The sequence below is a fragment of the Salinispora sp. H7-4 genome, assembly GCF_013416675.1.
GTDB lineage: Bacteria > Actinomycetota > Actinomycetes > Mycobacteriales > Micromonosporaceae > Micromonospora > Micromonospora vitiensis.
On the sequence record NZ_JABZED010000007.1, the window covers coordinates 491035 to 516246 of the forward strand.

24 protein-coding genes and 1 tRNA gene are annotated in these 25212 nt (G+C 71.0%); 2 read left to right on the forward strand and 23 right to left on the reverse strand.

Going from position 1 to position 25212, the window contains the following annotated elements:
• Positions 1–15: 15 nt before the first annotated feature.
• Complete coding sequence (locus H0524_RS10110; RefSeq protein WP_180198388.1) at positions 16–1278, forward strand: acetyl-CoA C-acetyltransferase; 1263 nt, start codon at positions 16–18, stop codon at positions 1276–1278.
• Between the two features lie 87 nt (positions 1279–1365).
• Here H0524_RS10110 and H0524_RS10115 read toward each other — a convergent pair whose 3' ends face one another.
• The 20 genes from H0524_RS10115 to eno form a co-directional block, all read right to left on the reverse strand.
• Positions 1366–1689, reverse strand: coding sequence for a hypothetical protein (locus H0524_RS10115; RefSeq protein WP_309225058.1), 324 nt, complete (start codon positions 1687–1689; stop codon positions 1366–1368).
• A 167-nt stretch (positions 1690–1856) separates the two neighbouring features.
• Positions 1857–2672, reverse strand: a complete 816-nt coding sequence (locus H0524_RS10120; RefSeq protein WP_018727124.1) for a Bax inhibitor-1/YccA family protein — start codon at positions 2670–2672, stop codon at positions 1857–1859.
• A gap of 128 nt (positions 2673–2800) precedes the next feature.
• Positions 2801–2881: transfer RNA gene (locus H0524_RS10125), tRNA-Leu, on the reverse strand.
• A 145-nt stretch (positions 2882–3026) separates the two neighbouring features.
• The gene (locus H0524_RS10130) at positions 3027–4352 is read right to left on the reverse strand and encodes an NAD(P)/FAD-dependent oxidoreductase (RefSeq protein WP_180198389.1); all 1326 of its coding nucleotides are present in this window, start codon (positions 4350–4352) and stop codon (positions 3027–3029) included.
• 98 nt (positions 4353–4450) lie between these two features.
• Positions 4451–5011, reverse strand: coding sequence for a hypothetical protein (locus H0524_RS10135; RefSeq protein WP_180198390.1), 561 nt, complete (start codon positions 5009–5011; stop codon positions 4451–4453).
• Positions 5012–5081: 70 nt separating this feature from the next.
• Positions 5082–6470, reverse strand: a complete 1389-nt coding sequence (locus tag H0524_RS10140) for a DUF58 domain-containing protein (RefSeq protein WP_180198391.1) — start codon at positions 6468–6470, stop codon at positions 5082–5084.
• Positions 6470–7477: a MoxR family ATPase gene (locus tag H0524_RS10145; RefSeq protein WP_180198392.1), complete on the reverse strand. Its 1008-nt coding sequence runs from the start codon at positions 7475–7477 to the stop codon at positions 6470–6472. Before H0524_RS10145 ends, H0524_RS10140 begins: the two co-directional genes overlap by 1 nt.
• On the reverse strand, positions 7477–8076 hold the full coding sequence (locus tag H0524_RS10150; RefSeq protein ID WP_180198393.1) for a hypothetical protein: 600 nt from the start codon (positions 8074–8076) through the stop codon (positions 7477–7479). The genes H0524_RS10145 and H0524_RS10150 overlap by 1 nt, the downstream gene beginning before the upstream one ends.
• Positions 8077–8116: 40 nt before the next feature.
• A complete protein-coding gene (locus H0524_RS10155; RefSeq protein WP_180198394.1) occupies positions 8117–8899 on the reverse strand; it encodes a DUF4129 domain-containing protein in 783 nt (260 codons plus the stop codon).
• Positions 8900–8917: 18 nt separating this feature from the next.
• The gene (locus tag H0524_RS10160; protein WP_180198395.1) at positions 8918–9688 is read right to left on the reverse strand and encodes a uracil-DNA glycosylase; all 771 of its coding nucleotides are present in this window, start codon (positions 9686–9688) and stop codon (positions 8918–8920) included.
• A gap of 37 nt (positions 9689–9725) precedes the next feature.
• Positions 9726–10412, reverse strand: coding sequence for a dienelactone hydrolase family protein (locus H0524_RS10165; RefSeq protein ID WP_180198396.1), 687 nt, complete (start codon positions 10410–10412; stop codon positions 9726–9728).
• A 197-nt stretch (positions 10413–10609) separates the two neighbouring features.
• Complete coding sequence (locus tag H0524_RS10170) at positions 10610–11101, reverse strand: hypothetical protein (protein WP_180198397.1); 492 nt, start codon at positions 11099–11101, stop codon at positions 10610–10612.
• A gap of 155 nt (positions 11102–11256) precedes the next feature.
• Positions 11257–12342: a hypothetical protein gene (locus H0524_RS10175; RefSeq protein ID WP_180198398.1), complete on the reverse strand. Its 1086-nt coding sequence runs from the start codon at positions 12340–12342 to the stop codon at positions 11257–11259.
• Positions 12339–12671 (reverse strand): PadR family transcriptional regulator, encoded by a 333-nt coding sequence (locus H0524_RS10180; RefSeq protein ID WP_018218608.1) that lies wholly within the window; start codon positions 12669–12671, stop codon positions 12339–12341. Before H0524_RS10180 ends, H0524_RS10175 begins: the two co-directional genes overlap by 4 nt.
• A 73-nt stretch (positions 12672–12744) precedes the next feature.
• Positions 12745–14481, reverse strand: a complete 1737-nt coding sequence (locus tag H0524_RS10185) for an alpha-keto acid decarboxylase family protein (protein WP_180198399.1) — start codon at positions 14479–14481, stop codon at positions 12745–12747.
• 111 nt (positions 14482–14592) lie between these two features.
• Positions 14593–15522 (reverse strand): Ppx/GppA phosphatase family protein, encoded by a 930-nt coding sequence (locus H0524_RS10190; protein ID WP_180198475.1) that lies wholly within the window; start codon positions 15520–15522, stop codon positions 14593–14595.
• A 45-nt stretch (positions 15523–15567) separates the two neighbouring features.
• Entirely contained in the window at positions 15568–16080 is a 513-nt protein-coding gene (locus tag H0524_RS10195; protein ID WP_180198400.1) for an amino-acid N-acetyltransferase, read from the reverse strand.
• A 1-nt stretch (position 16081) separates the two neighbouring features.
• The gene (locus tag H0524_RS10200) at positions 16082–16639 is read right to left on the reverse strand and encodes a DUF501 domain-containing protein (protein ID WP_029128249.1); all 558 of its coding nucleotides are present in this window, start codon (positions 16637–16639) and stop codon (positions 16082–16084) included.
• A 28-nt stretch (positions 16640–16667) separates the two neighbouring features.
• Positions 16668–17291 (reverse strand): septum formation initiator family protein, encoded by a 624-nt coding sequence (locus H0524_RS10205; protein ID WP_180198401.1) that lies wholly within the window; start codon positions 17289–17291, stop codon positions 16668–16670.
• Between the two features lie 32 nt (positions 17292–17323).
• A complete protein-coding gene (eno, locus tag H0524_RS10210; RefSeq protein WP_018727108.1) occupies positions 17324–18607 on the reverse strand; it encodes a phosphopyruvate hydratase in 1284 nt (427 codons plus the stop codon).
• Positions 18608–18850: 243 nt separating this feature from the next.
• Between eno and H0524_RS10215 the strand changes: the two genes are divergently transcribed.
• Complete coding sequence (locus H0524_RS10215) at positions 18851–19546, forward strand: hypothetical protein (RefSeq protein WP_180198402.1); 696 nt, start codon at positions 18851–18853, stop codon at positions 19544–19546.
• A gap of 11 nt (positions 19547–19557) precedes the next feature.
• Here the strand turns inward: H0524_RS10215 and H0524_RS10220 are convergent, their stop codons facing one another.
• The 3 genes from H0524_RS10220 to mfd all read right to left on the reverse strand — a co-directional run bounded on the left by H0524_RS10220 (position 19558) and on the right by mfd (position 25048).
• A complete protein-coding gene (locus H0524_RS10220; RefSeq protein ID WP_180198403.1) occupies positions 19558–20544 on the reverse strand; it encodes a nucleoside triphosphate pyrophosphohydrolase in 987 nt (328 codons plus the stop codon).
• A 2-nt stretch (positions 20545–20546) separates the two neighbouring features.
• Positions 20547–21281 carry a hypothetical protein gene (locus H0524_RS10225; protein WP_180198404.1) on the reverse strand — a complete coding sequence of 245 codons (735 nt, stop codon included), beginning with the start codon at positions 21279–21281 and terminating at the stop codon, positions 20547–20549.
• A 116-nt stretch (positions 21282–21397) separates the two neighbouring features.
• On the reverse strand, positions 21398–25048 hold the full coding sequence (mfd, locus tag H0524_RS10230; RefSeq protein ID WP_018727104.1) for a transcription-repair coupling factor: 3651 nt from the start codon (positions 25046–25048) through the stop codon (positions 21398–21400).
• Positions 25049–25212 lie beyond the last annotated feature (164 nt).

The window sequence follows — 25212 nt, forward strand, 5'->3', positions numbered from 1 at the left end:
GGTTAGGTTTGGTCCATGCCGATTGAGTCGTCCCGCGACGCTGTCATCGTCGCCACCACCCGCTCCCCCATCGGCCGGGCCCGCAAGGGGTCCCTGCGCGAGTTCCGCCCGGATGATCTCACCGCCACCATCGTGCAGGCCGCCCTCGACAAGATCCCCCAGCTCGACCGGAGCGAGATCGACGATCTGTACCTGGGTTGTGGTCTGCCCGGCGGTGAGCAGGGCTTCAACCTGGCCCGCGTGGTCGCCACCCTGATGGGGCACGACGACCTGCCCGGAGCCACCCTGACCCGCTACTGCGCCTCGTCCCTGCAGACCACCCGGATGGCGATGCATGCGATCCGGGCAGGCGAGGGTGACATCTTCGTCTCCGCCGGCGTCGAGGCCGTCTCCCGGTACGCCCGGGGCACCTCCGACAGTCTGCCGCCGGAGGCACAGGCGCTGGTCGGTGGGGGCTGGGAGAACCCCCGCTTCAGCGCCGCGCGGGAACGTTCGGCGGCGCGCGCCAAGGGCGGGGCCGAGGTGTGGACGGATCCACGGGACACCGACGACCTGCCCGACATCTACCTGGCCATGGGGCAGACCGCGGAGAACCTGGCCCAGGTCCACGGCGTCACCCGGGCCGAGATGGACGCCTTCGGCGTGCGCAGCCAGAACCGCGCCGAGCAGGCGATCGCCGCTGGGTTCTGGGCTCGGGAGATCACCCCGGTGACCACCCCGGACGGCACCGTGGTCAGCGCCGATGACGGTCCCCGCCCCGGTGTCACGCTCTCCGCCGTCGCCCAGCTGGATCCCGTCTTCCGACCCGACGGCCGGATCACCGCCGGCAACTGCTGCCCCCTCAACGACGGCGCCGCCGCCGTAGTGATCATGAGCGCACAGCGGGCGAGTGAACTCGGCGTCACCCCGCTGGCGCGAATCGTCTCGACCGGCGTAACCGCGCTCTCGCCGGAGATCATGGGGCTCGGCCCGGTCGAGGCGTCGAAGCAGGCCCTGAAACGGGCTGGGATGACCATTGACGACGTGGACCTGGTGGAGATCAACGAGGCCTTCGCCGCACAGGTGATCCCCTCCTACCGGCAGTTGGGCATAGCGGAGGAGAAGCTGAACGTGATGGGCGGCGCCATCGCGGTCGGCCACCCGTTCGGCATGACCGGCGCGCGGATCACCGGCACCCTACTCAATGCCCTGCAGTGGCACGACGCGACGATCGGCCTGGAGACGATGTGCGTCGGCGGCGGCCAGGGTATGGCCATGGTGATCGAGCGTCTGACCTGAGGGTTTGCGGGAGCCGGCCCGGTACGGGCCGGCTCCGCGCGGGTCGCCGCGGCCGCGCGGGTCGCCGTGGCCGCGCGCGGGTGGCGCTCAGAGGGCCGCGCGGGTCGCCGTGGCCGCGCGGGCGGCCTGCGCCAGCGCTGCGTCCGATGCCCTCGCGGCAAGCAGATCGGCCGCCACCACCCGCAGCTGGTCCGGCAGGGCAACGTCGTGGTCAAGTCGGGGCACGAGCCGGTGCGGCCGCGCCTCGGCGTCGGCCGCCAGATTCGCGAGCTCCTGCACGAGCCGGTGCACGAGATCGGCCCGGGAGACATCTCCGCCGGCAGCGCTGGCGGCCCACCGTGGCTGCTGCCAGTGCCCCACCTGCCGCACGATCAGCTCCACCGTCCGCCTCAAGTCCCCGGCCTGCTCCACCCCGCCGAGTCTACGCCGGGCACCTCGGCCGCATGCCCGTCGATCTCGCTGACCAGCGTCGTCGCCCTCGGGCGACGAACCGCCGCGGAGCAGCCAGCCGCGATCATCAAAACCGGCGATGCCCGGCCCCATGAGCGGGCCGGGCATCGCCGGTTCAGCGGAGCCGATCAGTCGTCGCCCTGGAAGTAGCTCAACAGTCGAAGGATCTCGATGTAGAGCCAGATGAGGCTCACCAGGATGCCGAAGGCGGCGACCCAGGAGTAGCGCTGCGGCAGCCCCATCCGGACGCCGTCCTCGACCTCCTTGAAGCTCAGCACGAAGCTGAGCGCCGCCACGACGATGACGACGAGGCTGAACCCGATCGCCAGCGGGCTGCCGTCGCGGAGCCCGGTGTTGATGCCGAAGAGCGACAACACCAGGTTGATCATGATGACCGCGAAGAGGCCGGCCATCACCGCGACCATGCCCTTGACGAACTTCGGGGTGGCCCGGATGGCCTTGGCCCGGTAGAGCATCGCCATCAGGAAGAAGACGCCGAAGGTGGCAACCACCGCTTGGAGCACGATGCCGTCGTAGAGCGTCTCGAAGTACTTGCTGACGGCACCAACAAGCACGCCTTCGACGACGGCGTACGCGACAACCAGCGCCGGGTTCGCCATCCGCGAGAACGAAATGATCAGGCCGAGCACCAGGCCGACCATCGCGGCGCCAATCCACGCGACGCCGAGCAGCGCCTCCGGGATCATGATCCACGAGGCAGCGGCGACCACGCCGAGGATGCCGAGTAGGCTGACCGTCTTCACCACCACGTCGTCAACCGTCATGGTGTTGACGGTCGGCGGCGCAGCCGGGTAGCCGGCCTGCGTCGGGTACTGCTGGGGGTAGCCGGGCTGTCCGTACGGCCCGGTCGGGGCGTACCCGGTCGCCCGCTCCCGCTCGGCCGCCTGGCCGAGCCGGGCGAGCACCGGGTTCGAGGTCTTCACTGTCAGGCCTCCCTCAGGGGGTTGGTGCACGTCAACGTGCAGCATCAAGGATAAACGGCCAACAGGATTCGTGGAGATCGCACAGTGGGGCGGTGTTGAACGACGCTCCGACGAGGGCTGACCGCAGGTGCCCGGGGCGGGGATCGAACCCGCACGCCTTGCGGCAGCCGCTTTTAAGGCGGCCGTGTCTGCCATTCCACCACCCGGGCGGGTGACACCGGCACGTCGACACGCGACGGTGCAGTGCCACCGTAGCCGGTCTTTGGCCAGCAGGCGTACCCGCAGTCCCAGGTGCCCGGGCGTCGCCGGGGCTCGCCGGCGCCGCGCCGCCCCCGGGGGCGAGCCCCGCCCCGGCTACCGGGGGTTGACCGGCTGGGACGCCTCGGCGAACTCCTCACGCGGATCATGCAGCTGACCGAGGGCGACCACCTCACGCCTGAGAAAGAACGCCAACGTCCAGTCGGCGACCACCCGGACCTTTCGGTTCAGCGAGGGAATCCGGCTCATGTGATACGTCCGATGCATGAACCAGGCGGGCAGGCCCCTCATCTTGATGCCATAGACCTGCGCGACCCCCTGGTAGAGGCCGAGGCTGGCGACACTGCCGGCGTGCCGGTGCTGGTAGGGCACCGGCGCCCGGCCCCGGATGACGTTGACGATGTTGTCGGCCATCCGGTTCGCCTGACGTACCGCGTGTTGGGCGCTCGGCGAGCAGTAGCTACCAGGCTCCTTCGTCAGATCCGGCACCGCGGCGCAGTCCCCGGCGCTCCAGGCGTCCGCCACCACCCGATCACCGTCGACGACCTGCAGTGTGGGTTGACAGGTGATCCGCCCCCGCTCGTCGCGGGGGAAATCCGTCGCGTCCAGCATCGGCGAGGGCTTCACCCCAGCCGTCCAGACGATCGTGTCGGCCGGAAAGCTGTCGCCGTCGGAGAGCGTCACCAGCCCGTCAACGCAGGACTCCAGCCGGGTACCCAGCCGAATGTCCATCCGGCGCCGGAGGAGCTGCCGCACCGTGTAGGCACCCATGTCCGGGTCGACCTCGGGCAGCACCCGCTGCGTCGCCTCGACGAGCACCCACCGCATGTCGCCCTGGTTCAGCTCCGGGTAGTACCGCAGCGCGCTCCGGGTCATGTCCTCCATCTCGGCGAGCGCCTCGATGCCGGCGTAACCCCCGCCGACGAAGACGAACGTCAGAGCCCGCTGGCGCAGCGCCGGATCTGGCGTGGCCGCGGCGACATCGAGCCGATCCAGCACATGGTTGCGCAGGTAGATCGCCTCGCCAATGGTCTTGAACCCGATGCCATGCTCGTGCAGCCCGGGAATCGGCAGGGTCCGGGAGACCGAACCGGGGGCGATGACCACCTGGTCGTACCGGATCTCGCGGGTCGGACCGACGATCGGCTGGACCGAGGCGGTCCTGGCGGCGTGGTCGATCCGGGTGACCGCGCCCACGACGACCGTGCAGCGGCGCAGCTCCCGCCGCAGCGGCACCACGGAGTGCCGGGGCGAGATGCTGCCCGCCGCCGCCTCCGGGAGGAATGGTTGATAGGTCATGTGGGGCTGCGGGTCGACCACGACAACCTCGGCCTCCCGCGGGCCGAGCTTCTTCGACAACCGCAGCGCCGCGTAGAGCCCGACGTGTCCGGCACCCACCACAAGGATCCGCTTCGGATTCACGCCTCTATCTTTCCTCGGTGACCCGGCAAATCCCCGGCTACGGAGCCGGTTGTGACCCAACACAACCAGTGACCCCACCTAACCCGGACATACCACCGTCAACGCCGACGGAGTAGCCACCCCAGCAGCGCGGTCACCAGCACCGCCACCACCAACCCGGCCACCGTCACCGCCTCCAGCCCCTGCGCTCCGCCGACACCGGCCAGCTCAACCAGGAGCACGCCGAGCACCGCCGTACCGAGCAGCACGGCGACCGCCCGGAGTAGCCAGCGCAGTACCACGGCCGGATCCACCACCGCGTCGTACGGCAGCACGGCTACCAGCGCGCACAGGGTGTGGCTGAGATAGAGCGCCGCCGCCACGGCAAACAACCGCCAGAGCGCGACCGGCCGGTCGTAGCCATCGATTGCCAACACCCACCCGCCCACGGTCAGCAGGGCGACGACGGTCGGCCAGATCCGCCGCGGCCCCACCGCCGGCAGCAGCGCCACCACCGGCACCACCACCAGCAGCTGCCCCCGCAGGACCTCCGCCGGTAACGCGAGCAGCAACCCGACCAACGCACTGAAGAAGATGCCCGCCCGGAGCAGCAACGGCGCCAGCGCGATCCGGGTCACCGCGCGCCGGGCCGCGCGGGCCCGGGCGACGACGGCGCTCATCGCCGCCCGCCCTCAGCCCGGGCAACCACGGCGCACATCGCCGCCCGGCCTCGGCCCGGGCCGGCCCGGTTCACCGGGCACCCGCTCTCGGCGCAGTCGCCAGCCGAGCCACGTCCCGCAGCACCTCGTCCAGGCTGCCCGCGCCCGCCCACTGCACCACCGGCACACCGTGCTCCCGCAGCTGGCGCTGCATCGTGTCCCGATCCAGCCGCCACAGCCGGTGCGCCGCCTCCGACCACCGCCGCTCCCGCGACGGGGTCAGATCAACCGGGAGGGTATCCACCGCCACGACGAAGCGCCCCGACCAGGCCAGCCGGGCCAGCATCTGCGCGGATCGTTCATCCAGCAACGGCGTAAGCACCACCACCAACGCGTCCGAGGAGAACAGCTGCGGTCCGAAGCCCGCGTCGTGCAGCTCATCTGGGGAGGACTGGGGATGCACGTCGAGCAACCACTCCAGCACTGTCAGATAGTGGCGGCGGCCGGTGGCGGCACGTAGCCGACGGCCGGCCGGGCCGTACTCCAGCAACGACACCCGGTCGCCCCGGTGCAGGTAGTGTTCCGCGATCGCCGCGGCGCCCCGAACCGTCGTGTCCAGCACCGAGGCGGTGCCCCCGACCCCACCGGAGCGGCCCGCCTCGGCGAGCACGTCGAGCAGCAGCACCACCTCAGCATCCCGGTCGGAGAGGGTGGCCGCGACGTGCAGCTGTCGCGCCCGCAGCGAGACCCGCCAGTCCACCCGCCGCAGCCGGTCACCGGGGCCGAAGACCCGTACGCCGGCCAGCTCACCGCCTTCGCCGGGGCGACGCGAATGGTGCGCACCAACCAGGCCCGCGGCGCGGGGCATCGCCTCCACCGCATCGAAGGGGTCAGTCACCGGGTAGGTACTGACCGGGACCGCCTCGGCCACCACCGCGTGGGAGACCAGTAGGCCGAGCGCGGCGTAGGCCTGGACCCCGACGGGCCCCAGCGGATGCCGTCCCCAGCGGCGCACGGTGCCGGCGAGTTCCACCTCGACCAGGGCACCAGCCGGTACGGCGGTCGCCAGGGGACGGTCAACGACCGACTGCCCGCCGCGCGAGGCGGCGTGGCTCGCCGCCGCACCGGCAACGGTCACCCGATCGACCCGCAACCAGCGCGACGCTCGGCTCCGCAGCAACGCAAGGTCATAGTCGACCGGGTCCGGATTACCAACGGTGATCTGCCCGGAGAGCTCGCCCCCCTCCACCTGGTTTCCCTCGGCGGCGAGCTGGACCAGCGGCGACGCGGCGGGTCGGCGACGCAGGGCGTACGCGGTGCCGAGCGCGAACGGAGCGGCCAACACGACCAGGTCCACCCGCCCGAGCAGCACGCCGGCGATCAGGAGCAGACCGGTCAGGAGTACCGCCCGGCCGAAGGCCCAGGTCGGCGTCCAGCCACCGGTCTGCTCCGGTGGTGACGGCACGGTGGGCAAGGTCATCAGCGGACGGGCAGGCCGGTGGCGTAGCTGGGCAGCGCGCCGCTGGCCGGAGCCGGGGTGTCCGCCAGCACCTCGTCAACGACGATCGCCGGAGCGACCCGACGCAGCCACAGCTCCGGACGGAGCGTGATCCGGTGCGCCAGCGCCGGTACCGCCACCTCCTTGACGTCCTCTGGCACCACGTAGTCCCGGCCGGCCATCATGGCCCGGACCCGGGACAGCAGCAGCAGCGCCAGCGAACCGCGCGGGGAGGCACCGACCAGCACCGAGGGGTGCTCCCGGGTAGCCGCGGTCAGCGCGACCAGGTATTGACCGATCGAGTCCTCCACCACCACGTCCTCCAGCGCGGCCTGCATCGCGCGCAGGGTCGCGGCGTTCACCACCGGTTTGATCTCCGCCTCCTCGCGACGGCGGGAGATCCGGCGGCGCAGCACCTCCCACTCCTCGCCGGGCTCGGGATATCCGAAGGAGACCCGGAGCAGAAAGCGGTCCAGCTGGGCCTCGGGCAACGGGTACGTGCCCTCGTACTCGACCGGGTTGGCGGTGGCGAGCACATGGAACGGCTCATCCAGCCGGTAGGTGACGCCCTCCACCGAGACCTGTTTCTCCTGCATCGCCTCCAGCAGCGCGGACTGGGTCTTCGGCGGAGTGCGGTTGATCTCGTCGGCGAGGAGCAGGTTGGTGAAGACCGGCCCGGCGCGGAAGGCGAAGTCCCCGCTGCGCTGGTTGTAGAGGAAGGAGCCGGTGACATCGGCGGGCAGCAGGTCCGGAGTGAACTGGAGCCGCCGGAAATCGAGCCCGAGGGCCTGGGCGAAGGACCGGGCGGTCAGCGTCTTTCCCAGCCCGGGCAGGTCTTCGAGCAACACGTGCCCGCCGGCCAGAATCCCGGCGAGGACCAGCTCCAGCGCCTCTCGTTTTCCGACCACGACCTCGCCCACCGCGTCCAGCACCACGTGGGCAAGGTGGCCGACCTCCGTGGCGGGTAGCTTCCGGTCCACGTCGTTCATCACAGTTTCTCCAGTTCGGCGACGATCGCCGCGAGCTCGCGCGGCGACGGCGGGCGGCGAGGCGGGTGCTCCAGGAAGGTAGCCAGCCGATCACCGAGCAGTACGCGGGCGCGGGCGGGATCCGACCCACGGGTCACCCCGTGCCGCAGCCGGATCCTTTCGTCGGCCAGCTCGCCGAGTCGGGGCAGGATGGTCCCGTTGAACCGCTTGGCCCGGGTGGCCGCCCAGTCCAGCGGACTCTCCCAACTGTTGATCGCCGCGCCCAGCGCGTCGTGTTGGTCGCCGCGATTCCCGCGGAGCTCGGCCGGGTCGGACAGGGCCAGGTGGACAGCCGGCGACGCAGGTGGTGGGCGGAGCGCCCGAACAACGTGGCGGACCAGGAAGAGCGCGAGTACGCCAGCGACCAATACCGGCAACGACACCTGGAGCCCGACCGCACGTAGACCGGCGACCACGACGACCAGTACGGCCCCGACGCCGGCCAGGTTACGCAGCACCAGCCGCAGCGGTCGGTCGCGAGCCGGATCCCGGCGTGGGCGTCGCTGCGGGCCCCGCTCCTCCGCGCCGCTGAGTAGGTCGTCGATGCTGGTGCCGCTCACCGCGACACCTCCTCGTACCCGGTCGGGCGTCCTCGGTTGATCACGCCGGCCCCTCCCCGCTCGCGCCGGCCAGCGCGGTCAGCTCCCCGCGGAGCCGACGCAACGCGGCCCGGGCCTGGTCCCGGGTACGCTCGTCCACTGGCCGGGTAGCGTAACGCGCCTCCCGGTAGACATGTGCGAAATCGGCCAGCACGTCGGCGCTGGCGATCGCGGGCACCCCGGCGGCCGGGTCACCCTGCAGGAGGCGCACCACCAGCTCGGTGGGGGTGTCGCCGGCCAGTTGACGCACCCCGGCGCTGGCGGCGGCTTCCTCCAGGCGAACCCAGCAGGCGATGACCACCGTACGCGGATCGGTGCCGGTGTCGTCGAGGTCGACCAGGCCGGCGTCGAGCGCGGCGACCACCTCCCGGGCCGTGCCCTCGGCGGTGCGCGGGACCCGGCCCTCGGGGCGGCGCCGAGTGCTTCGCCGCAGCACACTGCGCAGGAGCGTCCCGGCGAGGACGCCGGCAACGGCCAACCCGGCCAGCCCGAGCACCGCAAGGAGTGCGGTTCGCAGCCAGTCGGGGCGCCGCTGGCTGTTCAGCTCACCTGCGTCGCGCGGTTCTACCGGGATCGACGCGGCCGGCTCGGCCGTCGGGTATTCCGGGACGAGCGGCAGCTGCTCGGCCGCGGGCGGGATGCGGCTGGCCCCGAGCGACGAATGCGCGGCCGCGGCGGTGGCGGCGGCCAACAGGAGCAGCACCGCTGCGAGCGGCCACCACCGGCGCAGCACACCACTGTCGGCGGGAAGCGAGGATGCGGATCGGCGCTTCCGGTCCGTCATCCCAATGCCCCGCAGCCCCTACTCCACCCCGGCCAGTCGTTTCGCCCGGGCGAACACGTCGTCCAGCATCTCTGGTGTCAGCCGCCCGGTGAAGGTGTTCTGCTGGCTGACGTGGTAGCAGCCGAGCAGGTCCGGTGCGCCGTTCCCGGACCAGTGTGCCCCATGCGTGAAAGCGGGTCGCGGGCTGGGCGGGGACATCCCGTACACGCGGTGCAGAGTCGGCCACCACGCCGCCCAGGCGAAGGCGCCCAGCGCGACCACCACCCGCAGGTTCGGCCGGAGCAGTGCGACCTCGCGGTGCAGCCAGGGCCGGCAGGTATCGCGCTCGCCCGGCGTGGGCTTGTTGGCCGGCGGCGCGCAGCGCACCGCCGCGAAGACCCGGGTGTGGCGCAGGGTCAACCCGTCGTCGGCGGCGACGCTGGTCGCCTGGTTGGCCAGCCCGGCCCGGTGCAGGGCGGCGAAGAGGACATCGCCGGAGCGGTCGCCGGTGAAGACCCGGCCGGTCCGGTTGCCGCCGTGCGCGGCCGGCGCGAGGCCAAGAAGGCCGATGCGGGCCCTCGGGTCGCCGAAACCGGGCACCGGGCGCCCCCAGTACTCCTGCTCCCGGAACGCCGCGCGTCGAGTGCGGGCCACCTCTTCCCGCCAGTCGACCAGGCGGGGGCAGGCGAAGCAGTCGCTGATCGCCGCATCGAGTGCGGCGAGGCTGGTCGCCCCGGCCGCTGCCCCGGTTACCTGCTCGGCGGTGCGTGGCCGGGCTGCGACCACAGGTACCCGCGGCACACGCCGCATCCCGGCGGGCGTTCCGCCGGGATGCACCGATCCGTGGTCAGCCAAGCTTCGCCCGGAAGAGTTCCAGGGTGCGGGCCCACGCCGTGGCGGCAGCCCGTTGGTCAAAGTTCTCCGGCCGGTCCTCGTTGAAGAAGGCGTGGGCGGTACCCGGGTAGTCGTAGGTCTGACAGGTGCCGCCACCAGCCTCGATGGCCCGACGAACGAGCTGCACTCCCGGGTCGGCCGAGGTGCCGTCGGCCTCGCAGCAGTGGATGGCGGCGGCCTTGCCCGCGTACTCCGACCCCTCCGGACGTATCCCCTCCCCGGGCAGCCGAGGGTAGAAGGCCGAGGTCGCCACGATCCGCTCGGTGCGGGCAACGGACCAGAGCGCCAGACTGGCCCCCGCGCAGAAGCCGACGCAACCGATCTTGCCGACAACCTCCGGCCGGCCCGCGAGGTAGTCGGCCGCGGCGGCGACATCCGCCGCCGCGGCGTCCAACTGCCCGCTGTTGAGTAGTTGCCGGGGTTCATCCGGCTTGCTGGCCGGCCCGCCGCGCCGCAGGTCCGGGGCGAGGGCGACGAAGCCGGCCTCAGCGAAGCGGTCAACCACCGCTCGGACGTGCGACGCCAGGCCCCACCAGTCCTGGATCACAATGACCGCCGGGCTGGCCGTACCGCCAGGCGGTACCACGAGATACCCCTCGCCCGTACCACCGTTGCACCGGTACGTCACCATGTCGCCCATCGGCCGTCCTCCTAGCGGTCAGTCATCGTTGGCTGGTCGCCCAGTGGTCCTACGTGCCGGTAGCCTGCCACGCCACACGGGCCCCGGGAAGACGCCGGAGAAGTGGCGTTCACCTCCCGGACACCAGTCGATGGCTCGGGTACGGCGACGGCGGCGCGGTGACACCGCGCCGCCGTCGCCGTACTCCCGTACGCCGCTCAGGAGTTGTCGGTCAGGCAGAGCAGATAGCCCGTCTTGCCCGGAGTGATGTTGCTGAAGATGTAGTACTCCTCGTTCTCCTGGAAGAACTGGTCACACGCTTCGCCGGACTCGGCCTGCGCCTCGGTCTGATCCTCTGCGCGACCGACGACCTTGTACCTCGCCTCGGCGGAGGCACAGTCAACGACCTTGCCGCCGTCAACCGCCTCCATCTCGTCGCCGATGGTCGCGGGTAGCTCGGCGATGCAGTCACCAGCCTTGGCATCCGCGGTCTCGTCTGTCCCGCCGAGCACCGTGCCCAGGCCGAACTTGAGGCCGGCGATCACCAGGAACACGACGATGGCGCCAACGATGCCCAGAACCTTCTTGCGACCGGACTTCGGAGCTGGCTCTGGGGCTGGGGGGCCAGCCTCGGGCACGCCGGTTGACGGCTGAAAGCCAGCCGGCTGCGGGACGTTGGGTTGGGCGGGGGGTACGACCTGCTCCGGCACGAATTTTCCTTCCAGGGGTTAATAGTGCGGAGGACACGGTAGACGATCAACAACCGCCCTTTTGCCCCGCAGCCTCATCCCTTCGGCCACTTTCATCGCTACGGAAATATGAGTTCCCACCGTGGAACTGGGAGGGGCAGCGCTTCCCGGAGCGCTCACCCGGTGGGCGCGACACCCGGCGCGGGCGCGGAGGTCGGCGGCGCGGGCGCGGAGGTCGGCGGGGTCTCCGGCACCTCCGGTGTGGTCCCCGGTGTGACCGGCGAGGGCTCCGATGTGGTTGGTGCCGTCTCCGGTCCGGCTGGTGCGGCAGTGGAGTCCGGTTGGACCGTCCCGGGTGGAGCGGGGAGGGCCGGTGGGGACGCGTCAGCCGTGGGCCGCGGCCCGAACGGTGCCGCCTCCGGGCAGTACGGGTAGCCACGCAGCAGCGGGTTGGTGCTATTGATCTGATCCCGGCGAATCACATCGCGTGCGGCAGCGCAGTCCGGGTAGCCGAGCCGGATCGGATCGCCGTTCTGGTCGAACAGCCGCGCGTAGTCCACCAGCTGACCCTCGGTGTCATAGACGAAGACGTCGCGGATGTGGTCGTACCGGCTGTCGACCGAGATCGGCGCGTAGTAGTTGCCCTCATCGCGCCGATCCTCCAGGTGCACCAGCCCCACCAGCCCGAACCCGACGAGCACCAGGTTGCCGAGCACCAGCAGCCGTCCCGGCCAGATTCGCGACCGGGCTCCGCGGCGACCGAGCATGACCGAGGCGACGACCAGGGCCGCCAGCATCATCAGGCCAAGCGACAGGTGGCCGCCGAACCTGGGCAGTAGCCCGATTCTGCCAGTGGTGAGCACGGCCAGCAGCATCGCCGCGAGGTAGCCGCGCAGAATCCACCAGCCCGGGGTGAGTAGGTGCAGGAAGGCGCGCACCGTCGGATACCCGAGGGGTGGGCCGAGTTGCCGGTCGAGCGTGTGCAGCCGGGCACGGACCCGGTCAACGACGGCGGTCAGCTCTCCGGTCGTCGACCGGCGACCGGCCCCGGCCCCGGCCCCGGCCGCGATCCGCAGCTCGGAGGCGTACGCCTCCGGCTCGCCGAGCCGTTCCACCAGCGTTCCGTCGGACTCGGCGGCCACCACGGCGAGGTGCTCCGGCAGGTCTTCGGTCAGCTCGTCGCGGACCGCCGGCGGCAGGTCGGTCAGGGCGCCTCGAACCCGGGCGACGTAGTCGGTTATCTCCTGCTCAGTGACGGTCATGCCGCCCTCCCCCGATCGTCGAGCAGCGTGTCCATGGTGCTGGCGAATGAGCGCCAGAGCTTGCCGGAGCGCGCGATCTGGTCGCGGCCGGCGGCGTTCAGCGAGTAGTACTTGCGGTGTGGTCCGGATTCGCTGGGCACCACGTACGTGGTGAGCAGCCCCGCCGCGAAGAGGCGCCGCAACGTGCCGTAGACGGAGGCGTCGCCCACCTCGGTCAGGCCGGCGTCGCGCAGGCGACGCAGGATGTCGTAGCCGTAGCCGTCCTCTTCCCGAAGCACCGCGAGGACAGCCAGGTCCAGCACGCCCTTCAAGAGCTGTGTGGTGTCCATACAAAGGACAGTACTATTCAATGCACAGTAGCGTCAAGCCTGCGTGGAGCAGCTGCCGGCACGGCCCGCCCGGCTAGTTGAGCCCACTCCAGGGCAGGCGAGCCGGAGCGGGAAACTTCGCGTGATAGATGGCGGCAGAGGCCTCCCGACTCCACTCCGGCATACCCTCGGGCACATCCGTTGGATCGACGACCACCTCGACAAAGGTCAACCGCTCCGGAGGCTCGTCGATGTCGGACAGGATCTCGGCCAGCTCGGCCTCGGTGCGGACCGTGCGCGCGACGAAGTCCTCCTCCTCCGCGAACACCGCCAACAGCTTGCCGTACCGCCAGTCGGGTATCTCGGCGTAACCCTGGGACTCTTCCCCGATCGCTTTCTCGAGCACCCGCTCGGTAGTGTAGCCACGATTATTGACCATGAAGACTATCGCCAATTGCCCGAAGTCGAACATGTGGCCGAGTTCCTGCGGGGACATCTGCACTCCACCGTCACCGGTGATCAACACCACCCGCCGGTCCGGTCCAGCGACTCCGGCACCGAAAGCGGCAGGAATCGCGTAGCCGGCCGAGCTCCAGATTGGCGCCGCCAACACGGATACCCCGGTGGGCAGACGCATCATTTCCAGGCCAAAGAAGGCGGTCCCGACCTCCGCGACCACCACGTCCCCCGGCCGTAACTGAGCCTCGATCGCCGGCCAGAGTCGTTCGTGGGTGATCGACTTGCTACCCGCCCTGTCCAGTTCCGACAATCCCTTCGACTGGATCACCCCGCTCGACCAGCCGCTCGTACGACGGACAGCCAGCTGATGCAACCGGCCCAACGCCGCAGCCATCGCGATCGGGCCGAAACGGGTACCGGCGACCGACGCGGCATCAGGCCCCAGATTAATGATCCGATCCGGATCCAGTTCCGCGGTGAACAGGCCATTCCAGTCAAAGAACGTGGTTCCCAGGCACACCACGACGTCGGCGCCTTCGACCACCTCCCGGACCGCGGCCCGGCTCTCCAGGCCAGAATAGACCCCGACATAACGAGAGTCAGCCTCGTCAAACAGACCCCGACCGAGCGCCTGCGCGGCAACGGGCCAGTTGCACTCGCTCGCGAACGCGGCGACAGCTGGTGCCAGACCCAGCCGGACCGGCACGTTACCCACCAGCAGTACCGGCCGTTGGGCGCCGGCGAGCCGGCGGTGCGCAGCGGCAGCGAACGCGTCCAGTTGCGCCGCGTTCGTGACCGGCTCCGGGCGCCGGAAGGGTCGCGCAGGTCGCGGGACGGAAGCCACCGCCACATCACCCGGAATTCGGATGTACACGGGACGCTGCTGCGACCAACACGCGCCCAGCACCCGATCGATGTCCCGCAGCGCATGCTCCGCGGTCAACGAGGCTTGGGCGACCGTAACCTCGCACGCCATCCGGGCCCAATGGTCAAAATCGCCATCCACGAGAGAGTGATGAACCGATGTGCGGCGGCGCATGATCTCGGTCGAGGGGCCACCGACGATCGAAACGACGGGTACGGACTCCGCCATCGCGCCGGCCAGGGCGTTGAGCACCGACAGCTCACCCGGACCGTACTGGGTAGCAGTTGCCCCGATACCAGCAATCCGCGCGTAGCCGTCCGCGGTGTAGCCGGCGTTGAGTTCGTTGGAACTGCCGATCCAGTCAATTCCGTCGAAGGCCATGACCTGATCGGTGAATTCCATCGCATAGTCGCCCGGCACCCCGAAGATGTGCCGCACACCGAGGTCGTGCAGGCGACCAAGTAGTAGTTCGCCGACGGTGACCGTCTCCTCCTTCCCGCCCACCATGCTCCCCTCGCCACGAAAAGCCGACCATGAAACAGTCTCAGCCTATCCAGACCATCCCAAAATTTGGGCTGGTTCGGGCGTATTGAGAAGGGAAACGGATCGGTGCCGCTCCTACCGCAGGCTGTAGGCGATGCCGTCCAGAATGTCGTGCTCGGAGGCGACCACGAAGTCCTTGCCCGAACGCTCCATGATCACACGAAGCACCAGGGCACCCGCCGCGATCACGTCGGCCCGCCCCGGATGCATCACCGGGATCGCCAGCCGCTGTGCACGGGTCGCCACCAGCAGGTCAGCCGTCACCTCCGCCACCGCCCGACCCGACACCCGGGCGTGGTGGATACGCTGCGGGTCGTACCCGGTCAGCCCTTCGGCCATCGCGACCACCGTGGTGACGGAGCCAGCGAGCCCGACCAGCGTGGCGGCCTCCCGACCGGGCACCGCGTCGAGCGCCCGGTCCACGGCAGCCACGATGTCCACCTCGGCCGCCCTGATCTCGGCAGGATCCGGTGGGTCACCCTGCAGATGCCGCTCGGTCATCCGGACACAACCGATGTCCACCGAGATCGCGGCGTCCACACCACCGCTGCTGGTGCCCACGACGAACTCCGTCGAACCACCGCCGATGTCGACCACCAGGTACGGCTCCCGGGTCGAGTCGGGCAGGCCACGAACTGCCCCGGTGAACGAGAGCCGCGCCTCCTCCTCCCCGGTCACCACCTCCGGGGCGACCCCCAGCGTCCGCTCCACCATGTCGCGAAAGTCGGCCGCGTTCTCCGCATCCCGGGAGGCCGACGTGGCACACATCCGCACCCGGTCGACGCCCAACTTCTCGATCTCGGCGACGTACTCCGCCAGCGCCACCCGGGTCCGCTCGATCGCCTCCGGGGCCAACCGGCCGGTGCGGTCCACGCCCTGGCCCAGCCGAACGGTCTCCAGTCGGCGGCTCAACTCGACCAACGGTGCGCTCGCCCCGGCCCCCGAATCCGGCAGCTCGGCGACCAGCAGGCGAATCGAATTGGTCCCGCAGTCGATGGCGGCCACACGCGTCGTCACGCCCGCAACCCTACGGCAGGCCGGACGGCCCGCTCAGAGCCGCAGCAGCATTCGGGTGTTGCCGAGCGTGTTCGGCTTGACCCGCTCCAGGTCGAGAAACTCCGCGACACCCTCGTCGTACGAGCGCAGCAGTTGTTCGTAGACCGGGTGTGGCACCGGCGCCCCGTCGATCTCGGTAAACCCGAACTGACCGAAGAAGCGGGTCTCGAAGGTGAGCACGAAGATCCGAGCCACGCCCAACTCCCGGGCACCGTCGATCAGGCTGCCCACGATCTGGTGCCCGATCCCGCTACCCCGACAACTCGGGTGGACCGCCACCGTCCGGATCTCCGCCAGATCCTCCCACATGACGTGCAGGGCGCCACAGCCGACCACGTCTCCGGTGGGTGTCACCGCGACCCGGAACTCCTGCACGTGCTCGTACAGGGTCACGGTCGCCTTACTGAGTAGCCGCCGACCGTCGGTGTACGTGTCGATCAGCCGCCGGATCCCCCGAATGTCCGCCGTCCGGGCTCGACGGACCACGAGTCCGCCGGCAGCGGTCATCTCACTCGTCCGCTGGCGTGGCCACGCATGGTCCTCCCGCCCACCACGGCTCGATCAGCCGCAACACCTCGTCCCCGAATGGGTTGACACCGGGACCGGCGGCGAGCGCATGCCCGAGGTGCACGTGCAGGCACTTGACCCGATCCGGCATCCCACCGGCGGAGATTCCGGCGATCTCCGGCACGTGACCGATCGCCTCCCGGCGCCGGAGGTAGTCCTCGTGCGCGGCGCGATAACGCGCGGCCAGCTCCGGATCCGCCGCGAGCCGGTCTGCCATCTCCTTCATCAGCCCGGCGGACTCCAACCGGCTACAGGCCGCCGTCGCCCGGGGACAGGTCAGGTAGAAGAGCGTCGGGAAGGGCGTGCCGTCGGCGAGCCGCGGCGTCGTCTCCACCACGTCGGGCATACCGCACGGACAGCGGTGGGCCACCGCCCGGGTGTCCCGGGGCGGACGGCCCAGCTGTCCCGCCACCGCGGCCAGGTCAGCTGGGGTGGCCGGCTCGCGTCGCGGCAGCGGTACGGAGGATGCCGCCGGCTCCTGCGGTGGTACGACTGTCACGGTGTCCTTCCTGGTGCAGTGCCGGCACTCACTCGCCGGACCGTTCCTGATCCGCGGCCGTCACGCTCGACCACAGGGTGTCGTACCACCGATCGGCCCCGGCCAGACCGTCCTGACCTGCGGACTGATCCGCCGCCGCGGCCGCTCTCGGTTTGGGGAGCACGATCAACAGCTCCTCGCCTTCGACGCCCATGAAGAAGCGTTCCCGGGCCTCGGCCGCGATGTACTTCGGGTCCTGCCACTTCGCGGCCCTGGCGGCAAGCTTATCGATCTCCGCCCGCTGCGCTGCCTGTGCGGCCTCCATCCGGGCGATATCAGTCTGCTGGTCCAGGTAGACCCGGACCGGGTAGGTGTAGCCGAGAGCGAGGGCGATCAGCACCGCGACCAGCACGGTCGCCCGCCCGGTGCCCCGTCGGGGGCGGGGGGCGGAGAGCCGCTTCACCGCACTGCCGGAGGCCGACCGCCGAGCGGCGGGCCGGTTCGCCGAACGGGCTCCGTCGGCGCCCCGGACCATGCCCGGCGCGCGGCCGGCGGTCGCCCGCGGCTCGGCGCGGACGCCGCCCACCCGAACCGGCCGGGCACCGCCCGACCGGCCGGCCTGACCGGGCCGGCGGGCCGGACGCTGTCCGCCCGGCGTGCGGCGCTGCTGCATCCCCTGCCCCTCCCCCGAAGGTTGCGCGTCTGTCAGGCAGAACGGTAGCGCGGGAACGCGCCCGATCCGGCGTACCGCGCGGCGTCAGCCAGCTCCTCCTCGATCCGCAGCAGCTGGTTGTACTTCGCGACCCGGTCCGACCGCGCCGGGGCGCCGGTCTTGATCTGGCCGCAGCCGGTGGCGACCGCCAGGTCGGCGATGGTGGTGTCCTCGGTCTCGCCGGAACGGTGGCTCATCATGCACCGGAAGCCAGCCCGGTGGGCAAGGTCCACCGCGTCCAGGGTCTCGGTGAGCGAGCCGATCTGGTTAACCTTCACCAGGACCGAATTGGCGGCATTCTCGGCGATACCGCGGGCGATCCGCTGCGGGTTCGTGACGAACAGATCGTCGCCGACGATCTGAATCCGGTCGCCGACGGCAGCGGTCAGCGTCCGCCACCCGGACCAGTCATCCTCGGCCAGCGGGTCCTCGATCGACACGATCGGGTACGCGTCGGCGAGCTTGGTGTAGTAGCTGCTCATCTCCTCCGCGGTCTTCGCGGCGCCCTCGAAGGTGTAGGTGCCGTTCTCGAAGAACTCGGTCGCGGCCACGTCGAGCGCGAAGACGATGTCGGTGCCGAGCCGGTAGCCCGCCTTCTCGACCGCCTCCGAGATCAGGTCCAGCGCGGCGGCGTTGGTCGGTAGGTTGGGCGCGAAGCCACCCTCGTCGCCGAGGCCGGTGGAGAGCCCCTTCTTCTTCAGCACCGACTTCAGCGCGTGGTAGACCTCGGTGCCGGAACGCAGGGCCTCCCGGAAGGTCGGCGCACCGATCGGCGCGATCATGAACTCCTGGATGTCGACGTTGGAGTCCGCGTGCGCTCCACCGTTGAGGATGTTCATCATCGGCACCGGCAACAGGTGCGCGTTCGGCCCGCCGAGGTAACGGAAGAGGCTCAGCTCAGCGGCGCCAGCGGCGGCCTTCGCCACCGCCAGGGAAACGCCCAGGATCGCGTTGGCGCCGAGCTGGCTCTTGTTGTCCGTACCGTCGATGTCGAGCATCTTCTGGTCGATCAGCCGCTGCTCGCTGGCCTCGTATCCGATCAGCTCGTCGACGATCTTGTCTTCAATGTTCGAGACGGCCTTGGCAACGCCCTTGCCGAGGTAGCGGTCCTTCTCACCGTCGCGCAGCTCGATCGCCTCGAAGGCACCGGTGGAGGCGCCCGAGGGCACCGCAGCACGGGCGATCGTACCGTCGTCGAGCCCCACTTCGACCTCGACGGTCGGGTTGCCCCGTGAGTCGAGAATTTCCCGGGCGACGATTCCCTCGATGGTTGCCACTGAGTCGCTCCTCGTGTGTGTTGCCGTTCGGTGATGGCCGCGACGGTGCGGCTGGGAAGGTGTTGCACGCAGCGTATCGGGCGGCGATGGAGCGCGACGCGGCACCCGGCGGTTGAATCTCCGGCCGCACTGTCGCGCGCCGGCCCTTTCCACAGAGCGGCCCGCCCGACATTCCGGTATTCTCCGATGTCAACCGACGTCGGAGTTTGCGCACACTCGATCCGATCGGCGAGGCTGGTCGTCATGTCCGCCATCTCGACCCCGCTCCGACTACTCGCCGCTGCCGCCATCGCGTCGCTCACCGTTACCGGTTGTCAAAGCCTCGACGAGGCCGGCCAGACGATCAGCCACGCTGATCTGGTCAACGACCTCGCGAACCGGCTGGACGGGTCCCTGATCCGCACCTACACGGCCGACTACCGGCTCGCGTCCGGGCAGACCGCGACCATCGCGCAGGACCAGGAGCCGGCCCGCGCCACCTACCAGTGGACGGCCGGCGCGCTGACCGCCACCGAGGAGGCGACCACCCGCTGCGAGACCGCCGATGGGCGGACAGCCTGCACGATCGCGCCGCCGCCGGATAAGCCGGACAAGCCGGCAGTGGCCGTCTTCGCCGCCGCCGAGAAGCAGGGGCTGATCACCCCACCAGCGGTGCTGGAGCTGCTGACCGCTGCCGCCCTGGATCCGGAATCCAGCATCACCCGCAGCGACACCACGCTGGCCGGGCGGCGGGCGACCTGCGTCGACGTGCGCCGGTCGGACGGCGACCTCACCGCCTGTTTCACCGCCGAGGGGGCGCTGGGCAGCTTCGCCGGTCACCTGGACGGCGAACCGGTCAGTGTGACGCTGACCAGCTACCGGGAGACCGCGGACGGCCCGATCTTCGAACTGCCGACGGAGGCCGACGTGGTCGACCGTTCGACGAGCCCGGGAACCTGACGCAAGGAACCTCAGCTACCGGCGCTGCCGGCGCGTTCGGCCCGGCGGACGGCCTCGGCGTGGGCGAGGGCGGCGCGGCGCAGGGCCGCCTCCGGATCCAGCCCGGAGGCGCGGGCTGCGGCCACCGCAGCCAGCAGCTCGGCACCGAGCCGGGCCTCCGGGTCGCCCTGCGACTGCGGCGGCGGGAGCGCGACGGCGAGCCGCACCCGGGCGACCCGATCAATGATCTTGGCGGCCAGGGCGAGAGCGGGCTGGCTCAGGGCGATGCCGTCCAGCACCGAGTCACGCGCCTTCTCCGCCCGCTTGATCCGCTCCCAGTTCTCCTCGATCTCGGCAAGGGTGCCGGCCTGCTCCTCGGCGAAGACGTGCGGATTGCGCCGCACCATCTTGTCGACCAGGCCACCGGCCACGTCGTCCACGCTCCACCGCTCGCCCTCGGGCAACTCCTCGGCGAGCCGGGCATGCAGCACCACCTGGAGCAGCACATCCCCGAGCTCCTCACGGAGCGCGTCGGTGTCACCGGCGCTGATCGCGTCGTACGCCTCGTAGCACTCTTCCAACAGGAAACCAGCCAGGCTGCGGTGGGTCTGCGCCCGCTTCCACGGGTCGCCCCCGGGTGAGGCGAGCCGGTCCAACACCGCCACCACGTCGAGCAGCCGCGCTCCGGGCGGATCCCATGATCCGTACAGCAGCTCCAACTCGGCGAGCCCCGGCTCCCGAGCCAGTCGCAGGCCCAGCTCCCGAGCGAGCGACTCGTCACCCGCCGGACCAGCGAGCCAGACCGCACCGCCGCGGGTGGTGGCAGCGTCGAGCAACGCCGGGGTGGCCGGGCCGGCCACGACGGTGACCTCGGCGCCCGCGACCCGGAGCGCCGTCGTCAACTCGCTCTCCGCCCCGGTCAGCACGGGATGCTGGCGTACGACGTCCCACGCGGCTGCGGTGAGCAGCCCGGCCGGCAGCCGTGGCGAGGTGACGAGCAGAGTGATCCGCACCGTCATGCTCAGGCCGGCTGCGGCGCCCCGGTCGGCGGCTCCGGGCTGGAGACATCGGTGACCGCGTCCGAACCGGACTCACCCAGGAGCACGCTCACCGCCGCGGCACCCGACGAGAACGGCAGCAGGGTGAAATCCAGGGGTCGGTAACGGGGATTGACCGTGACGTCGTACTCCCCAGCAGCCTCGGCCAGGGCCCGGCGGCTCGCCAACGCGTTGCGCAGCTGGGGGACGTCGAGCTGACCGGCGATCACGGCATCCGGAGTGTCCGGAGAAATTGCTCCGGCCGCCCGCCCAGCGGCGATCACCTCCGCGAGCTCCTGCTCGGTCGGGGCGACCGAGTCGCCCGCCGGCAGCCCGGAGAGGCAGGTGTGGAGGGCGGCCAACTGCCGCACATACTCCGACTCCGGGGGGAGGCCGACCCGACCGGCGACCTGAACCGGCTCCACCCGCCCCCGCGGCTGGTAGCCCCGGTCCGCGGAGACCTGGTCACACACCGTCCCGAGCACCCACGTGCCGACGACCTGAGACCGGGGCGGCAGCTCCGGGGCCGGCCCACCGAGCTCGGGCGCCTCCGCCGCGGCGCGGCTGTCCCGCAGCTCGTCGAGGATGCCGTCCACGGTGTCCTCGGTGATCTGCCGGTCACCCACGTACGCGGCGACACCCGGCTCGGTACGACATCCGGTGAGGGCGACGAGGCCGACCACCACGCTGGCGGCGGCGACAAGACGGCGAGCACGCATGACGGCAACTCTCTCACGCCGGCAGCGCCGGACCGGACGCCCCCCACGACCCCGCGTCTCCCGCCCGCCGACGCCGGACCGGACGCCCCGCGTCCGCCGGCTGTAGCTATGCCACCTCACCGCCCGCCGTGCGCCGTGGAGTTGGCGGCACCGGCCGGCTCCCGGGGCGGGCCGAGCACGTCGGCGAGGAGCTGCCCACACCACTCCAGCAGCGCCTGGTCGCGCAGCGGCTCGCCGCCGACCCGCCGGGTGCTCGGCCGGGGCACACTGACCTGTTCCAGCGCCTGCTTGTAGACCGCATCCGGGTGGTAGCGCTTGAGCCGCAGCTGCTTCGAGTCCGGTAGCGGCAACGGGCCGAACCGTAGATTGCGACCCTGCATGCTGACGTCGGTGAGCCCGTACTGGCGGGCGAGCAGCCGGAACCGGGCCACCGCCACCAGGTTCTGCACCGGGGCGGGCGGCTCGCCGTAGCGGTCGGTCAGCTCGGCGACCACCGCGCGCAGCCGCTCCTCGTCCCGGGCCTCGGCGAGCTTGCGGTACATCTCCAGGCGCAGCCGCTCCACCCCGACGTAGTCGTGCGGCAGGTGGGCATCCACCGGCAGATCGACCTTGATCTCCGGTTCCTCCTCCGGGCGTTCCCCCTTGAAGGCCTGCACCGCCTCCCCGACCATTCGCACGTACAGGTCGAAGCCGACGCCCTCGATGTGGCCGGACTGCTCGCCGCCGAGCAGGTTACCGGCGCCCCGGATCTCCAGATCCTTCATCGCCACGTACATGCCGGCACCCAGCTCGGTGTGCTGGGCGATGGTCGCCAACCGCTCGTGGGCGTGCTCGGTGAGGGGCTTGTCCGACGGGTAGAGGAAGTACGCGTACGCCCGCTCCCGGCCCCGGCCGACCCGGCCCCGGATCTGGTGCAGCTGGGCCAGGCCGAGCAGGTCGGCCCGCTCGACGATCAGGGTGTTGGCGTTCGGGATGTCGATGCCGGACTCGACGATGGTGGTGCAGACCAGGACGTCGAACTCCTTCTCCCAGAAGCCGACCATGACCCGTTCCAGGGCCTCCTCGCCCAGCTGGCCGTGCGCCACCGCGACCCGCGCCTCGGGCACCAGCTCCCGCAGCCGCCGGGCCGCCCGCTCGATCGACTCCACCCGGTTGTGCAGGTAGAAGACCTGACCGTCCCGGAGCAGCTCACGGTGGATGGCGGCGGCCACCTGCCGCTCGTCGTACGCCCCGACCGCGGTGAGCACCGGGTGCCGCTCCTCCGGCGGGGTGGCGATGGTGGACATCTCCCGAATACCGGTGATCGCCATCTCCAGGGTCCGGGGGATCGGGGTGGCCGACATGCTCAGCACGTCAACCGAGGCCCGCACGGACTTCAGGTGCTCCTTGTGCTCGACGCCGAAGCGCTGCTCCTCGTCCACGATGACCAGCCCCAGGGAGCGGAACCGGGCGGACGCCTGAAGCAGCCGGTGGGTACCGATGACGATGTCGGCGGTACCGTCGCCGGCCATCTCCAGGGTCTGCTCGGCCTCCTTGGGCGTCTGGAACCGGGACAGCTGGCGAATCGTCACCGGGAACTGGCTCATCCGGTCGGCGAAGGTGTTGTAGTGCTGCTGCACCAGGAGGGTGGTGGGCACCAGCACCGCCACCTGCCGACCGTCCTGGATCGCCTTGAACGCCGCCCGGACGGCGATCTCGGTCTTGCCGTAGCCGACATCGCCACAGATCAGCCGGTCCATCGGGACGGTCTGTTCCATGTCCCGCTTGACCTCTTCGATCGCGGCGAGCTGGTCCGGCGTCTCCTGCCAGGGGAAGGCGTCCTCCAGTTCCCGCTGCCACGGGGTGTCCGGGCCGAACGGGTGCCCCTTGGACGCCTTGCGGGCGGCGTAGAGCTGGATCAGCTGCGCAGCGATCTCCCGGACCGCCTTGCGGGCCCGGGCCTTCGACTTCTGCCAGTCCGAGCCGCCCATCTTGTGCAGGGCCGGCTGCTCACCGCCGACGTACCGGGAGAGCTGGTCGAGCTGGTCGGTGGGGACGAAGAGCCGGTCGCCCGGCTGGCCCCGCTTGCTCGGGGCGTACTCGATAACCAGGTACTCCCGGCTGGCCCCGTTGACGGTGCGCTGCACCAACTCGACGTAGCGGCCGATGCCGTGCTGCTCGTGCACCACGTGATCGCCGGCCCGCAGCTCCAACGGGTCGATGGTGTTGCGCCGCCGACTCGGCAGCTTGCGCATGTCCCGCGTCGACGCGCCCCGGCCGCCGGTGACGTCGTCCCCGGTGAGCAGGACGAAGCGGGGCGCCTCGGCGACGAAGCCACCGGTCAGTGACCCGCAGCTGACCAGGATCTGGCCGGGCGCCGGCGCCGAGGTCACCTCGTCCACCAGGCGGGCGCCGAGCCCGGCGTCGTGCAGCACCTCGACGGCCCGTTGGGCCGGGCCGTGCCCCGCGAAGACCAACGCGACCGACCAGCCCTCGCCGGCCCAACGCTTCAGTTCGTCCACCACCCGCGCCGTCTCACCGTGGTAGAGCGGCGCGGGCTGGGCCGCCACCGTCACCGCGATCGCGTCGTCCGGGGTGACGTCGACCTCGTCCGGCTCGTCCTCCCACGGCTGGCGGGCGAGGGCCGGCTCGGCCAGCCCGAACGGGGAGATCGTCCACCACGGCTGCCGCAGCTCGCGGGCCCGCGCGCGGACGTCGGCGAGCGTCCGGAACGCGGCCGCGCCGAGGTCGATCGGGGCCGCGCCGCCGACCGCGGCCGCGGCCCAGCTCGCCTGGAGGAACTCCGCCGAGGTACGCACCAGGTCATGCGCCCGGGTACGAATCCGCTCCGGGTCGCAGAGCAGCACGTGGGTCCCCGCGGACATGGTGTCCAGCAGCAGCTCCATCGAGTCGGCGCCGATCAGCGCCGGAGCGAGCGACTCCATTCCCTCGACCGGAATGCCCTCGGCCAGCTGATCGAGGATCTCCGCCAGTTCCGGGTGCTCCGCCGCCAGCACGGCGGCCCGCTTCCGGACGGCCGGGGTGAGCAGCAGCTCCCGGCAGGGCGGGGCCCAGAGTTGGTCCACCTGCTCGATGGTGCGCTGGTCGGCCACGGCGAAGGTACGGATCTCCTCCACCTCGTCGCCCCAGAACTCGACCCGGGACGGATGCTCGTCGGTGGGCGGGAAGACATCGAGAATTCCGCCGCGCACCGCGAACTCACCGCGTTTGGTGACCAGGTCCACCCGGGCGTACGCCATGTCGGTGAGCCGGCGCGCCATCTCTTCGAGGTCCGCTTCGTCGCCGGCGGACAGTCGCACCGGTTCCAGGTCCCCCAGCCCTTTGAGCTGGGGTTGCAGCAGGGAGCGGACGGGAGCGACGACCACCCGCAGCGGGCCACTGCGCCCCTGTGCGTCGGTCGCCTCGGGGTGGGCGAGACGACGGAGCACCGCCAGTCGGCGGCCCACGGTGTCGGAGCGGGGAGAGAGCCGCTCGTGCGGCAGCGTCTCCCAGGACGGAAAGACCGCCACCTGGTCGGTGGGGAGCAGGCTGCCCAGCGCGGCGGCGAGGTCGTCCGCCTCCCGGGTGGTGGCGGTGATCGCCAGCACCGGGCGCGCCGCGCCCCCCACCGGCTCGTCGGCGGCCACGGCGGCGACCGCGAACGGACGCAGCGCCGGCGGTGCGGTCAGGTCGAGCCCGTCGACCTGGGCCGCGCCGGATCGCGCCAGGTCCCGGGCCCGAGCCAGGGCCGGGTCGGCGAGGGCGGCGGCGAAAAGTCCGGTGAGCATATGATCACTTCCACGGCGACGGCACGACGATCGCCCCTCGTCCGGCCGGACGAGGGGTTGACCCGTTGACCCTATCGCTCCGGTAGCGGGTCAACAGCCACCTGACGCGGATCCCCAGCGGGCCGGAACGGCGCGCCAAGAGTTAACCAGGACACCCCGTGGGC

What these genes read in the sequence shown, in the direction of transcription:
- H0524_RS10195 (WP_180198400.1), bottom strand. Translation starts at nt 16,080, where the DNA reads ATGACCGCTGCCGGCGGACTCGTGGTCCGTCGAGCCCGGACGGCGGAC.
- H0524_RS10175 (WP_180198398.1), bottom strand. Translation starts at nt 12,342, where the DNA reads ATGACCGTCACTGAGCAGGAGATAACCGACTACGTCGCCCGGGTTCGA.
- H0524_RS10110 (WP_180198388.1), top strand. Translation starts at nt 16, where the DNA reads ATGCCGATTGAGTCGTCCCGCGACGCTGTCATCGTCGCCACCACCCGC.
- H0524_RS10160 (WP_180198395.1), bottom strand. Translation starts at nt 9,688, where the DNA reads ATGCGGCGTGTGCCGCGGGTACCTGTGGTCGCAGCCCGGCCACGCACC.
- H0524_RS10225 (WP_180198404.1), bottom strand. Translation starts at nt 21,281, where the DNA reads ATGCGTGCTCGCCGTCTTGTCGCCGCCGCCAGCGTGGTGGTCGGCCTC.
- H0524_RS10185 (WP_180198399.1), bottom strand. Translation starts at nt 14,481, where the DNA reads ATGGTGGGCGGGAAGGAGGAGACGGTCACCGTCGGCGAACTACTACTT.
- H0524_RS10145 (WP_180198392.1), bottom strand. Translation starts at nt 7,477, where the DNA reads ATGAACGACGTGGACCGGAAGCTACCCGCCACGGAGGTCGGCCACCTT.
- H0524_RS10180 (WP_018218608.1), bottom strand. Translation starts at nt 12,671, where the DNA reads ATGGACACCACACAGCTCTTGAAGGGCGTGCTGGACCTGGCTGTCCTC.
- H0524_RS10155 (WP_180198394.1), bottom strand. Translation starts at nt 8,899, where the DNA reads ATGACGGACCGGAAGCGCCGATCCGCATCCTCGCTTCCCGCCGACAGT.
- H0524_RS10220 (WP_180198403.1), bottom strand. Translation starts at nt 20,544, where the DNA reads ATGACGGTGCGGATCACTCTGCTCGTCACCTCGCCACGGCTGCCGGCC.
- H0524_RS10165 (WP_180198396.1), bottom strand. Translation starts at nt 10,412, where the DNA reads ATGGGCGACATGGTGACGTACCGGTGCAACGGTGGTACGGGCGAGGGG.
- mfd (WP_018727104.1), bottom strand. Translation starts at nt 25,048, where the DNA reads ATGCTCACCGGACTTTTCGCCGCCGCCCTCGCCGACCCGGCCCTGGCT.
- H0524_RS10205 (WP_180198401.1), bottom strand. Translation starts at nt 17,291, where the DNA reads ATGCAGCAGCGCCGCACGCCGGGCGGACAGCGTCCGGCCCGCCGGCCC.
- H0524_RS10140 (WP_180198391.1), bottom strand. Translation starts at nt 6,470, where the DNA reads ATGACCTTGCCCACCGTGCCGTCACCACCGGAGCAGACCGGTGGCTGG.
- H0524_RS10135 (WP_180198390.1), bottom strand. Translation starts at nt 5,011, where the DNA reads ATGAGCGCCGTCGTCGCCCGGGCCCGCGCGGCCCGGCGCGCGGTGACC.
- H0524_RS10215 (WP_180198402.1), top strand. Translation starts at nt 18,851, where the DNA reads ATGTCCGCCATCTCGACCCCGCTCCGACTACTCGCCGCTGCCGCCATC.